The organism is Streptomyces sp. NPDC005774 (assembly GCF_042871645.1).
Classification (GTDB): domain Bacteria; phylum Actinomycetota; class Actinomycetes; order Streptomycetales; family Streptomycetaceae; genus Streptomyces; species Streptomyces pratens.
The window spans coordinates 1-13,316 of record NZ_JBIAIV010000072.1 but is presented as its reverse complement, the minus strand read 5'-3'; the positions used below and the strand labels follow the sequence as shown (position 1 = coordinate 13,316).

Genomic DNA, 13,316 nt, shown 5'->3' with positions numbered 1-13,316 from the left:
CCGGGGCGGCGGGCCGGGGGCTGTCCGGCGGATCACGGCCGGAAGACGGCCGGCAGAGCTCGTCCGGAGGCTCGTCCGGACGGGGCTCCGCAGCGATCCGCCGGGCAGCGCACCGGGCCCTGGGCGGGCACCGGTCCGGGGACGGTCCGAGCCGCCCCTCGCCGCCCCTGATCCGGGCCGGGGACCGTCCGGAAGACCGGGCCGGGGGAGTCCGGGAACCGACCGGGAGGCCGGACCGGAGCGCTCCAAGGGCCGGTCCGGAACAACCCGGAGACCGGTCCGGGGGCGTCACTCCTTGGCGGGCAGGTAGGGAGCCGTCGACGGGAGGCCCAGGTCGGAGGGGAGCAGGGAGCCGATCCAGCAGTCGCGCAGCACCCCCTTGTTGTTGAGCGAGGAGCGCAGGGTGCCCTCGATGACGAAGCCCGCCCGTTCCGCCACCGCGCGGGAGGCCCGGTTGCCGACCTCGGCGCGCCATTCCACACGGTCGATCGACATTTTCGTGAAGGCCCAGCGGGAGGCGGCGACGGCAGCCTCGGTGATGTAGCCGTTGCCGCGGTGCTTCTTGGTGCCCCAGTAGCCGATCTCGCCCACTCCCAGGGACCGCATGGTGATGCCGAGCATGCCGGTGAGCTCCCCGGAGGGGAGGAAGACGCCGAAGGTGAACATCGAACCGTTCGTCCAGCCGTCCGGACACATCTGCTCCGTGAAGCCCCGCGCGTGCTCGGGAAGGTACGGGGAGGGAACCGTGGTCCAGCGCTGGATGTCGGGGTCCTGGCAGGCGGCGTACACGGCGTCGGTGTCCTGGGGGCCGGCTGTGCGCAGCAGAAGGCGGTCGGTGGTGAGGGCGACGGGGTCCATCGGCCGATTCTGCTCACGGAGGAGAGGCGGCGCCAACCTCTTTGCCGTACGTGAGGAAAGGGTCACTCTTCGCGCAATCCGGCGACGGAGCGGCACCATCCGCGGGGCGCGGGCGTTGTTCCTTTGAAAGCAGCCGTAAAACAGATATGACGCTGTGCGCGGCCACGGTCACGGCAGGCCTCCCGGCGCGGTGGGGTCCTCGCATACGATGGCCGTTGCTCAGCAATGAAATGGAAACCGACCGTCCCAGGCCCGACCGGCAAGGAGACCACCCCCCGTGTCCGTCCTCTCCAAGATCATGCGTGCAGGCGAAGGCAAGATCCTGCGCAAGCTGCACCGCATCGCGGGCCAGGTCAACTCCATCGAAGAGGACTTCATCGACCTCTCCGACGCCGAGCTGCGGGCCCTCACCGATGAGTACAAGCAGCGGTACGCCGACGGTGAGAGCCTGGACGACCTGCTCCCCGAGGCCTTCGCCACCGTCCGTGAGGCCGCCAAGCGCGTCCTGGGCCAGCGGCACTACGACGTGCAGATCATGGGCGGCGCCGCCCTGCACATGGGATACGTGGCCGAGATGAAGACCGGTGAGGGCAAGACCCTCGTCGGCACCCTGCCCGCCTATCTGAACGCCCTGTCGGACAAGGGCGTCCACATCATCACGGTCAACGACTACCTGGCCGAGCGCGACTCCGAGATGATGGGCCGCGTCCACAAGTTCCTCGGCTTGGACGTCGGCTGCATCCTGGCCAACATGACGCCGGCCCAGCGCCGTGAGCAGTACGGCTGCGACATCACCTACGGCACGAACAACGAGTTCGGCTTCGATTACCTGCGCGACAACATGGCGTGGTCCAAGGACGAGCTGGTCCAGCGCGGCCACAACTTCGCTATCGTCGACGAGGTCGACTCCATCCTCGTCGACGAGGCCCGTACGCCGCTGATCATCTCCGGCCCGGCCGACCAGGCCACCAAGTGGTACGGCGACTTCGCCAAGCTGGTCAAGCGCCTCAAGCGCGGCGAGCCCGGCAACCCCCTCAAGGGCATCGAGGAGACCGGCGACTACGAGGTCGACGAGAAGAAGCGCACGGTCGCCATCCACGAGTCCGGAGTCGCCAAGGTCGAGGACTGGCTGGGCATCGACAACCTCTACGAGTCGGTCAACACCCCGCTGGTGGGCTACCTGAACAACGCCATCAAGGCCAAGGAGCTCTTCAAGAACGACAAGGACTACGTGCTCATCGACGACGAGGTCATGATCGTCGATGAGCACACCGGCCGTATCCTCGCGGGTCGCCGCTACAACGAGGGCATGCACCAGGCGATCGAGGCGAAGGAGTCGGTGCCGATCAAGGACGAGAACCAGACGCTCGCCACGATCACCCTCCAGAACTTCTTCCGCCTCTACAAGCGCCGCGACCACAACGACAAGGAACAGCCCGGTCTGTCCGGCATGACCGGTACGGCGATGACCGAGGCCGCCGAGTTCCACCAGATCTACAAGCTCGGTGTGGTGCCCATCCCGACCAACCGGCCCATGGTCCGCAAGGACCAGGCGGACCTGATCTACCGCACCGAGGTCGCCAAGTTCGAGGCCGTCGTCGACGACATCGAGGAGAAGCACGGCAAGGGCCAGCCGATCCTGGTCGGCACCACCTCGGTGGAGAAGTCCGAGTACCTCTCGCAGCAGCTCAGCAAGCGCGGCATCCAGCACGAGGTGCTGAACGCCAAGCACCACGACCGTGAGGCGACGATCGTCGCCCAGGCCGGCCGCAGGGGCGCCGTCACCGTGGCGACCAACATGGCCGGCCGTGGTACGGACATCAAGCTGGGCGGCAACCCCGAGGACCTCGCCGAGGCGGAGCTGCGCCAGCGCGGCCTCGACCCCGAGGAGCACATCGAGGAATGGGCGCACGCCCTTCCGGAGGCGCTCGCGCGGGCCGAGGACGCGGTCAAGGCGGAGAAGGACGAGGTCGAGCGGATCGGCGGGCTCTACGTGCTCGGCACCGAGCGGCACGAGTCGCGGCGGATCGACAACCAGCTGCGCGGCCGTTCCGGCCGTCAGGGCGACCCCGGCGAGTCCCGCTTCTACCTGTCGCTCGGCGACGACCTGATGCGCCTGTTCAAGGCCCAGATGGTCGAGCGCGTGATGTCCATGGCGAACGTCCCGGACGACGTGCCGATCGAGAACAAGATGGTCACGCGCGCGATCGCGTCGGCCCAGTCGCAGGTCGAGACGCAGAACTTCGAGACCCGTAAGAACGTCCTGAAGTACGACGAGGTCCTCAACCGTCAGCGCGAGGTCATCTACGGCGAGCGGCGCCGCGTCCTGGAGGGCGAGGACCTCCAGGAGCAGATCCACCACTTCATGGACGACACCATCGACGCCTACGTCCAGGCGGAGACGGCCGAGGGTTTCCCCGAGGACTGGGACCTGGACCGGCTGTGGGGCGCCTTCAAGCAGCTCTACCCCACCAGGGTCACCGTCGAGGAGATCGAGGAGGAGGCCGGCGACCGGGCCGGTCTGACGGCCGAGTACATCGGCGACACCGTCAAGGACGACATCCGCGAGCAGTACGAGCAGCGTGAGACGCAGCTCGGCTCGGAGATCATGCGTGAGCTGGAGCGCCGCGTCGTGCTGTCGGTCCTGGACCGCAAGTGGCGCGAGCACCTCTACGAGATGGACTACCTCCAGGAGGGCATCGGTCTGCGCGCGATGGCGCAGAAGGACCCTCTGGTCGAGTACCAGCGTGAGGGTTTCGACATGTTCACCGCGATGATGGACGGCATCAAGGAGGAGTCCGTCGGCTACCTGTTCAACCTGGAGGTCCAGGTCGAGCAGCAGGTCGAGGAGGTTCCGGTCGAGGATGCCGCGCCGGCGCCGGTGGTGCAGGACGCGGTGCCCGCGCAGGCGGGTGCCCGGCCGGAGATCCGCGCCAAGGGGCTCGACGCCCCGCAGCGGCGGAACCTGCACTTCTCCGCGCCGACGGTGGACGGAGAGGGCGGCACCGTCGAGGGGGAGTTCGCCGAGGACGAGCCGGTGCGCTCCGAGGCCGACGGCCTCACGCGCGCCGAGCGCCGCAAGCAGACGCGGGGCGGACGCCGCCGCAAGAAGTGACCGCGGCTCCGCCGGGAGCGGTGAGCTGCCGGCGGAGACGGGTCGAGGGCCGGACACCCCTGGGGTGTCCGGCCCTCGGGCGTCGTACGGGGCCTGCTGGGGGCGCGCGGGCCTGCGGGGGCGGTACGGGTCCGGGCAGGGGCGTATGGGACCGGCAGGGGCGGCGTACGGGCCGGGGTGGCGGCGTACGGGCCGGTGGCGGGGTGCGGGGCTCAGCGGTCGTGCGGGCGGGGCGGGCGGGGGCCGCCCAGTTCCACGGCGGTGCAGCGCCAGCGCAGGTCGTGCCCCTGTTCCAGACGGAAGGCCATGGCCCGCAGCCTGTCGCCCGCGCCGATCCGGGCGAACACCTCGAGGGCACCCTCACGGGGGACGTAGTAGCCGATGTCGCGCACGACCGGGCGGGTGCCGCGGGTGCGCAGCGGACCGCGCTCGGCGAGGTCCGCCAGCTCGTCGTAGGCGCGGCCCACGGTGTGCCGGAGCATGGAGTGGACGGGCCGCTGACCGCTCAGGACGGCGAGGAGCAGCTCGGCGAAGTGGTCGGTGGGGCGGGGCTGCGGAACGGGCCTGCGGGGGGCCCGAACGGGCACCCGGGGGACGGCCGGAGCAGATGCGGGATGGATGAGCGGCGCGGGGGCGGCGGTGAGGTGCGGCGGCCGGGGCGCGGTGGAACGCGGGGCTCGGGGCGCGGCAGGACGCGGGGCTCGGGCGGGGATGGCCCTCGCGGCGCGTACGGAGGCTTCCTGGGCGGGTTCGACGGGCAGCGGTAGCGGACGAGGACGTCCGGGCGCCGCCGGGGTTGTCGCGGTGAAGGACGGCGGGCGGTTGTCGGTGGGGCGGGTGGAGGTGGCGCCCGGCGAGGGAGAGGGAGGGCCCTCGCCGGGCGGCGGGGCGAGGGCGGTGCCACCCGCGGGGATGCGGGGAGGGGTGGTGCCGGTCGGGCGGCGCGTGTCGCGGCGGCCGGGGGGACGCGTACCGGTGCGGTGCTGAGTTCTGGTCATGACCTTGTTCATGGGACCCCGTTCGACGGGCCGGGCGTCGCCGCCGGCCGGGGGACCGGGGTGATACCAGGCGGTAACTTCGTGGTTGGGGATCTTGTACGGGGCGGCGGAGGGCGACGGCAAGGCGCCGTGAACCGTGTCGGGGTGGCGGGAGGATTCACTTATCCGAGTGAATGGCGGCCGGTCGACCCAGTCCGGGAGCGGGTGTACCGGGTGAATTCCGGGCTCGGGGTGGACGCCGTCGAGGGGGTGGGCAGGAACCCGATGGGGGACGCCGCACGTACCCTGAAGGCTCACCCGGCCGGATGCGGCCACCCTCCGAGGTGTTCCCCGATCCCCGGCGGACCTCCGACCACGAAAGCGGCCGACATGCGCGTCAAAGCTGCCGACATGCGCGTCTACGTCCCCCTGACCCTCTCCGGTCTCGCCGAGGCGTACCGGACGGGAGAACTGGGCGTGGGGCGGCTCCCCGGCTACGGTGTGACGCCCGCGTTGCGCGAGTGGTACCCCTCCGAGTTCGACGAGGACCAGGAGTACGCGGCGCTGGGCTTTGCCGCGCTGGCCTCACTGCGGCTGCTGGCGGCGGACGCCGGTGCCCCGCGGCGCCGGGTCGTGGTCGCCGTGGACGTACCCGACGGGGCGGTCTCGGCCGATCCGGTCGGCCCCGGCGCGCTATGGGTCGACGGACCCGTACGGCTGGCTCGGGCGGCGGCGGTGCACGTGGACGCGGCGGACGCGGAGCCGGACGTGGCGTCGGCCGCGCAGGCGCTGCCCGCGGCGGACGGCGGGGACGACGGCGCACAGTCCGTCGTGGACAGGGCGGAGGACCACGAACTGCTGTGGTACGCCACGCAGGAGATCCCGAACCTGCTGGGGCCGACGGTCTGAGGTCTTCTGTCCGGTCCGGTCCGGTCCGGACAGGACCGGGTCGGGTCGGGGCAGGGAGGGGTCCGGTGCCGGCTCGCGTTCCCGGCCGTCGGGTGCGACGCCGACCCGGTGTTCTCCCGGTTGTCAGTGGCGGCGGGTACTTTTTTCCCATGGGGATGCACAGGGACGCGCACATCGTCTGGGACTGGAACGGCACGCTGTTCCACGACGTGGACGCGGTCATCGGGGCGACGAACGCGGCCTTCGCCGAGCTCGGCCTGGAGCCGCTCACACCGGCGCGGTACCGGGAGCTGTACTGCGTGCCGGTGCCGAAGTTCTACGAGCGGCTGTTGGGGCGGATGCCCACCGGGGCCGAGTGGGAGCTGATGGACGCGACCTTCCACCGGTACTACACAGAGCACCGGGTGCGGTGCGTGCTCGCCGAGGGGGTGGCGGAGCTGCTGGCCGGATGGTCGTCGGCGGGGCACAGCCAGTCGATCCTCAGCATGTACGGGCACGAGGAGCTCGTGCCCCTGGTCCGGGGTTTCGGCATCGAGTCCCACTTCCTGCGCGTCGACGGGCGGACCGGTCCGTCCGGTGGCGGCAAGTCGGAGCACATGGTGCGGCACCTCGGCGCGCTGACCGGCGTGGACCCGGCCCGCACGGTGGTGATCGGGGACGCCGCCGACGACGCGCTGGCCGCGCGGCACGTGGGGGCGTCAGCCGTGCTCTACACCGGCGGCTCGCACAGCAGAGCCAGCCTCGAAGCGGTGGGGGTGCCGGTGGTGGACACGCTGGCTCAGGCCGTCGAGGAAGCGGAACGCCTGGCGGCCTGAGCCGGGCGCCGGGTGCCACGGCGAAGGGCGGACGGCGGGCGGGAAACGGACGGTGGGTGACCGGGTGTCGCTGCACGCGCATTGTGCAGAACGTCAAAGTTCCACCCCATGTTTTGTACACATACGGCTCATGACGGGCCCCCTACGAGGGGGGATAGCCTGGGTGGCGTGATCAGCGCGATAGCTCGCGGGGGCCTCGTCGTCCCCGTTGTGCGCCCGGAGAGCACGGACGACATCCGTGACCGGGCGGCGCTCGCTGGTCCTCGCGGGCGGGACGGGACCCGGAGGGTCCCCGAGGCGCGCGGCATCCCCCGGGTGCGGACGTCACGGAGAGCAGCGTCACACCCGTCGGGCGCGTCGGAATGGGCAGAGAAGCCCCCGCTCGTCTCGTCCTGCGGCATAACGTCGGTACGGAGCGGACACCCCGCGTCGTACCACCGCGCCGCGGGCGCAGAGACCGCACTTACTTCTACGTCACGCAATGGCGCGCGACAGGAGCCAGAGGACAATGCAGACCAAGCTGGACGAAGCAAAAGCCGAGCTGCTCGAAAAGGCTGCCCGGGTAGCTGAGAACAGCCCGGCCGGCGGGAAACTGCCGACCGGGACGATGGACAAGGGCATGCCCGACCGGGACACCGTGCTCGCGTTCCTCCAGCGCTACTACCTGCACACCGCCCCGGAGGACCTTGTCGGCCGCGACCCGGTCGACGTCTTCGGAGCCGCCTTCTCGCACCTCCGGCTGGCCGAGAACCGTCCCCAGGGCACGGCCAGTGTCCGGGTCCACACCCCGACCGTCGAGGAGAACGGCTGGACGTGCAGCCACTCCGTCGTCGAGGTGGTCACCGACGACATGCCCTTCCTCGTGGACTCCGTCACCAATGAGCTGACCCGGCAGGGCCGCGGCATCCACGTCGTGATCCACCCGCAGGTGGTGGTGCGCCGCGACCTCACCGGCAAGCTGATCGAGGTGTCCACCGCACCCGCCGGGGGCGAACTCCCGCACGACGCCCACGTCGAGTCCTGGATCCACGTCGAGAGCGACCGCGAGAGCGACCGCGGCGACCTCAAGCAGATCACCGTCGACCTGCTGCGCGTCCTGTCCGACGTCCGCGAGGCCGTCGAGGACTGGGGCAAGATGCGGCAGACGGCGACCCGGCTGGCCGAGGTCCTGCCCGACGAACCCGTCCCCGGGGACGTGCCGGGCCCGCAGGTCGAGGAGGCCCGGGAGCTGCTGCGCTGGCTCGCCGACGACCACTTCACCTTCCTCGGCTACCGCGAGTACCAGCTGCGCGACGACGACTCGCTGACCGCCGTCCCCGGCACCGGCCTCGGCATCCTGCGCTCCGACCCGCACCACGCCACCGACGAGGAGCACCCGGTCAGCCCGTCCTTCGAGCGGCTGCCCGCCGACGCCCGCGCCAAGGCGCGCGAGCACAAGCTGCTCGTCCTGACCAAGGCCAACAGCCGGGCCACCGTGCACCGGCCGTCGTACCTGGACTACATCGGCGTCAAGAAATTCGACGCGGACGGCAATGTCGTCGGCGAGCGCCGCTTCCTCGGCCTGTTCTCGTCCGCCGCCTACACCGAGTCCGTCCGCCGGGTCCCGGTGATCCGCCGCAAGGTCGAGGAGGTCCTCGAGCGCGCCGGCTTCTCGCCGCACAGCCACGACGGGCGCGACCTGCTGCAGATCCTGGAGACCTACCCGCGCGACGAGCTCTTCCAGACCCCGTCCGACGAGCTCCGGGCCATCGCCACCTCGGTGCTCTACCTCCAGGAGCGCCGCCGCCTGCGGCTCTACCTGCGCCAGGACGAGTACGGGCGCTACTACTCCGCCCTCGTCTACCTTCCCCGCGACCGGTACACCACCGGTGTGCGGCTGAGGATCATCGACATCCTCAAGGAGGAGCTCGACGGCATCAGCGTCGACTTCACCGCCTGGAACACCGAGTCGGTCCTCTCCCGGCTGCACTTCGTGGTCCGCGTCCCGCAGGGCACCGAGCTGCCGCAGCTGTCCGACCAGGACCGGGAGCGCATCGAGGCCCGGCTGGTCGAGGCCGCCCGCTCCTGGGCCGACGGCTTCGGCGAGGCCCTCACCGCCGAACTGGGCGAGGAGCGCGCCGCCGAACTGCTGCGCCGCTACGCGGGCGCCTTCACCGAGGGGTACAAGGCCGACCACACCCCGCGCAGCGCCGTCGCCGACCTGGTCCGGCTCGAACAGCTCGACGACGAGAAGAACTTCGAGCTCAGCCTGTACGAGCCGGTGGGCGCGACCCCCGAGGTGCGCCGCTTCAAGATCTACCGCAAGGGCGAGGCCGTCTCCCTCTCCGCCGTGCTGCCCGTGCTCCAGCGGCTCGGTGTCGAGGTCGTCGACGAGCGGCCCTACGAGCTGCGCCGCGACGACCACAGCGTGGCCTGGGTCTACGACTTCGGACTGCGGCTGCCCAAGGCCGCCGGTGGCGCCGACCACCTCGGCGACGACGCCCGTGAGCGGTTCCAGGAGGCCTTCGCGGCGACCTGGACCGGCAAGGCGGAGAACGACGGCTTCAACGCCCTGGTGCTGGGGGCCGGGCTGACCTGGCGTCAGGCGGTGGTGCTGCGCGCCTACGCCAAGTACCTGCGTCAGGCGGGCTCCACCTTCAGCCAGGACTACATGGAGGACACCCTCCGCAACAACGTCCACACCACCCGGCTGCTCGTCTCCCTGTTCGAGGCGCGGATGTCGCCGGAGCGGCAGGGCGCCGGCTTCGAGCTGGTGGACGCCCTGCTGGAGGAGGTCGACGCCGCCCTCGACGAAGTCGTCTCGCTCGACGAGGACCGCATCCTGCGCTCCTTCCTCACGGTGATCAAGGCGACGCTGCGCACCAACTTCTTCCAGGAGGCGAGCGGCGGCCACCCGCACGACTACGTCTCCATGAAGTTCGACCCGCAGGCCATGCCCGACCTGCCGGCGCCCCGCCCGGCGTTCGAGATCTGGGTGTACTCGCCGCGGGTCGAGGGCGTGCACCTGCGGTTCGGCAAGGTCGCGCGCGGCGGCCTGCGCTGGTCGGACCGCCGGGAGGACTTCCGCACCGAGATCCTCGGTCTGGTCAAGGCGCAGATGGTGAAGAACACCGTCATCGTGCCGGTCGGCGCCAAGGGCGGCTTCGTCGCCAAGCAGCTGCCGGACCCGGCCGTGGACCGGGACGCCTGGATGGCCGAGGGCGTCGCCGCGTACAAGACGTTCATCTCGGCGCTGCTCGACATCACCGACAACATGGTGGCCGGCGAGGTCGTGCCCCCGGCCGACGTCGTCCGGCACGACGGGGACGACACCTATCTCGTCGTCGCGGCCGACAAGGGCACCGCCAGGTTCTCGGACACGGCCAACGAGGTCGCCCAGGCCTACGACTTCTGGCTCGGAGACGCCTTCGCCTCCGGAGGCAGCGCCGGATACGACCACAAGGGCATGGGCATCACCGCCCGCGGCGCCTGGGAGTCCGTCAAGCGGCACTTCCGGGAGCTGGGGGTGGACACCCAGACCCAGGACTTCACGGTCGTCGGCATCGGCGACATGTCCGGCGACGTGTTCGGCAACGGCATGCTGCTGAGCGAGCACATCCGTCTGGTCGCCGCCTTCGACCACCGGCACATCTTCATCGACCCCACCCCGGAGGCGGCCGCCGGTCACGCCGAGCGCCGCCGCCTGTTCGAACTGCCGCGCAGTTCCTGGGCGGACTACAACACCGACCTGCTGTCGGCCGGCGGCGGCGTGTTCCCGCGCACCGCCAAGTCCATCCCGGTCAACGCCCAGATCCGCGAGGCCCTCGGCCTCGACTCCGGCGTCACCAAGATGACCCCGGCGGACCTGATGAAGGCGATCCTCAAGGCGCCGGTGGACCTGCTGTGGAACGGCGGCATCGGCACGTACGTCAAGGCGTCGATCGAGTCCAACGCCGACGTCGGCGACAAGGCCAACGACCCCATCCGCGTCGACGGCAAGGACCTGCGGGCCGACGTCGTCGGCGAGGGCGGCAACCTGGGCATGACCCAGCTCGGCCGGATCGAGGTCGCGCTGCACGGCAGCCGGATCAACACCGACGCCATCGACAACAGCGCCGGCGTGGACACCTCCGACCACGAGGTGAACATCAAGGTCCTGCTCAACACCCTGGTCTCCAACGGCGACATGACGGTCAAGCAGCGCAACAAGCTGCTCGCCTCGATGACCGACGAGATCGGCCGGCTGGTGCTGCGCACCAACTACGCGCAGAACACCGCGCTCGCCAACGCCCTGGCCCAGTCCAAGGACATGCTCCACGCCCAGCAGCGCTTCATGAAGTACCTGGTGCGCGAGGGCCACCTCGACCGGGCCCTGGAGTTCCTGCCCACCGACCGCCAGATCCGCGAACGGCTGAGCGCCGGGCAGGGCCTGACCGGCCCGGAGACGGCCGTCCTGATGGCGTACACGAAGATCACGGTCGCCGACGAGCTGCTGCGCACCTCACTGCCCGACGACCCGTACCTCAAGGGGCTGCTGCACTCGTACTTCCCGGCCCCGCTGCGTGAGCAGTTCCCCGACCGGATCGACGCGCACCCGCTGCGCCGCGAGATCACCACGACCGTCCTGGTCAACGACACGGTCAACACGGGCGGTACGACGTATCTGCACCGGATGCGGGAGGAGACCGGAGCGTCGCTGGAGGAGATCGTCCGGGCCCAGACCGCGGCCCGCGCGATCTTCCGGTCCGCCACGGTGTGGGACGGGGTCGAGGCCCTCGACACCAAGGTGGCGGCGGACGTCCAGACCCGGATCAGGCTGCACTCGCGCCGGCTGGTGGAGCGTGGCACGCGCTGGCTGCTGAACAACCGGCCGCAGCCGCTGGAGCTCGAGGAGACGGTGACGTTCTTCGCCGAGCGTGTCGAGCTGGTCTGGGCGCAGCTGCCGAAGCTGCTGCGCGGCGCGGACCTGGAGTGGTTCCAGAAGACCCACGACGAGCTGACGGGCGTCGGTGTCCCGGCGGAACTCGCCACCCGTGTGGCCGGGTTCTCCTCCGTGTTCGCGGCGATCGACATCGTCTCGGTGGCCGACCGCACGGGCAAGGAGCCGCTGGACGTCGCCGAGGCGTACTACGACCTCGCCGACCGGCTGCGCATCACCCAGCTGATGCACAGGATCAGCGAGCTGCCCCGCGCCGACCGCTGGCAGTCCATGGCCCGCGCGGCGATCCGCGAGGACCTGTACGCGGCGCACGCGGCGCTCACGGCCGACGTGCTGGCGGCGGGCAACGGCACGTCGGCACCGGAGCAGCGGTTCAAGGTGTGGGAGGCGAAGAACGAGGCCATCATCGGCCGGGCCCGCACCACCCTGGACGAGATCCAGAGCTCGGACACCTTCGACCTGGCGAACCTGTCGGTGGCCATGCGGACCATGCGGACGCTGCTGCGCTCGCACTCGTAGGGCAGCCCGCGCCCGCCCCGCCCACGGCGCACGGCACCAACCCGCAGGGGCGCCCCGGACCGACGGTCCGGGGCGCCCCTGCGGCGTTGCGGTGGCCGGTCTCAGGCGGGCTTCGGAGCGGGCTCGGGAGCGGGCTCCGGGGTCGGCTTCGGGGTCGGCTTCGGAGCGGGCTCGGCCGCGGGCTCGGTCTTCGGCTTCGGCTTTGGCTCGGTCTTCGGCTTGCGGACCTTGTCCGGGCCGCCGGTGAACTTCTCGTACTCCTTGAGCACCTCGTCCGTCGGGCCGTCCATGCGCAGTTCGCCGCGCTCCAGCCACAGGACGCGGTCGCAGGTGTCGCGGATCGACTTGTTGCTGTGGCTGACCAGGAACACCGTCCCGGCGTGCTTGCGCAGCTCGCGGATGCGGCTCTCGGAGCGCTTCTGGAAGGAGCGGTCACCGGTGGCCAGCGCCTCGTCGACGAGGAGGACGTCGTGGTCCTTCGCGGCGGCGATGGAGAAACGGAGCCGGGCGGCCATGCCGGAGGAGTAGGTGCGCATCGGCAGGGTGATGAAGTCGCCCTTCTCGTTGATGCCGGAGAAGTCGACGATCTCCTGGTAGCGCTCCTGGACCTGCTCGCGGGACATGCCCATCGCGAGTCCGCCCAGCATGACGTTGCGCTCGCCGGTGAGGTCGTTCATCAGGGCGGCGTTGACGCCGAGGAGGGAGGGCTGGCCGTCGGTGTAGATCCGGCCGTTCTCCACCGGGAGTAGGCCGGCGACGGCCTTGAGCAGGGTCGACTTGCCGGAGCCGTTGGTGCCGATCAGGCCGATGGCCTCGCCCCGGTGGGCGACGAAGGACACGTTGCGCACCGCGTGCACCGTGCGCACGCCGGACGCCTTCTCGGTCTTGCGGCGGCGCACGATGCGGTTGAGGGCCGCGGTGGCGGAGCCGCGTCCGGCGCCGGTGCCGTTGACCCGGTAGACGATGTCGACGCCGTCGGCGACGACGGTGGGGATCTTCTCGTCGGTGTTGTCAGCCACGGCCGTAGGTCTCCTCAGCCTTCCAGAAGTAGATGAAGCCGATCACGCCGGCCAGCAGCGCCCAGCCCACCGCGAAGGCCCACACGTGCGGCGGCAGGTACGAGGAGCCGTAGTCGTCGATCATCGCGAAGCGGACCAGGTCCATGTAGACCGCGGCCGGGTTCCACTGCAGGACGTCGGCGAGCC

The 13,316-nt window shown here is 70.7% G+C and carries 7 protein-coding genes and 1 pseudogene; 4 read left to right on the top strand and 4 right to left on the bottom strand.

The genetic code is table 11. From position 1 onward, the window contains the following. Positions 1-288: 288 nt before the first annotated feature. On the bottom strand, positions 289-858 hold the full coding sequence (locus tag ACFYQA_RS36005; RefSeq protein WP_388927223.1) for a GNAT family N-acetyltransferase: 570 nt from the start codon (positions 856-858) through the stop codon (positions 289-291). A gap of 277 nt (positions 859-1,135) precedes the next feature. Here ACFYQA_RS36005 and secA point away from each other — a divergent pair, with 277 nt between their 5' ends. Next, complete coding sequence (gene secA / locus ACFYQA_RS36000; protein ID WP_388927220.1) at positions 1,136-3,973, top strand: preprotein translocase subunit SecA; 2,838 nt, start codon at positions 1,136-1,138, stop codon at positions 3,971-3,973. A 212-nt stretch (positions 3,974-4,185) separates the two neighbouring features. Here the strand turns inward: secA and ACFYQA_RS35995 are convergent, their stop codons facing one another. Next, entirely contained in the window at positions 4,186-4,983 is a 798-nt protein-coding gene (locus tag ACFYQA_RS35995) for an Rv3235 family protein (protein ID WP_388927217.1), read from the bottom strand. Positions 4,984-5,361: 378 nt separating this feature from the next. On the opposite strand from ACFYQA_RS35995, the gene ACFYQA_RS35990 reads away from it, so the two are divergent. The 3 genes from ACFYQA_RS35990 to ACFYQA_RS35980 all read left to right on the top strand — a co-directional run bounded on the left by ACFYQA_RS35990 (position 5,362) and on the right by ACFYQA_RS35980 (position 12,111). Next, the gene (locus ACFYQA_RS35990) at positions 5,362-5,859 is read left to right on the top strand and encodes a DUF6912 family protein (protein WP_388927260.1); all 498 of its coding nucleotides are present in this window, start codon (positions 5,362-5,364) and stop codon (positions 5,857-5,859) included. A 149-nt stretch (positions 5,860-6,008) separates the two neighbouring features. After that, positions 6,009-6,674 (top strand): HAD family hydrolase, encoded by a 666-nt coding sequence (locus ACFYQA_RS35985; protein WP_388927214.1) that lies wholly within the window; start codon positions 6,009-6,011, stop codon positions 6,672-6,674. 508 nt (positions 6,675-7,182) lie between these two features. Further along, entirely contained in the window at positions 7,183-12,111 is a 4,929-nt protein-coding gene (locus ACFYQA_RS35980) for an NAD-glutamate dehydrogenase (RefSeq protein WP_388927212.1), read from the top strand. A 101-nt stretch (positions 12,112-12,212) separates the two neighbouring features. Here the strand turns inward: ACFYQA_RS35980 and ACFYQA_RS35975 are convergent, their stop codons facing one another. Together ACFYQA_RS35975 and ACFYQA_RS35970 are read right to left on the bottom strand one after the other, a co-directional pair. Then, positions 12,213-13,130 carry an ABC transporter ATP-binding protein gene (locus tag ACFYQA_RS35975; protein WP_388927209.1) on the bottom strand — a complete coding sequence of 306 codons (918 nt, stop codon included), beginning with the start codon at positions 13,128-13,130 and terminating at the stop codon, positions 12,213-12,215. After that, positions 13,123-13,316: pseudogene (locus ACFYQA_RS35970) on the bottom strand (ABC transporter permease); the annotation flags it as partial. The gene ACFYQA_RS35975 and the pseudogene ACFYQA_RS35970, both read right to left, overlap by 8 nt.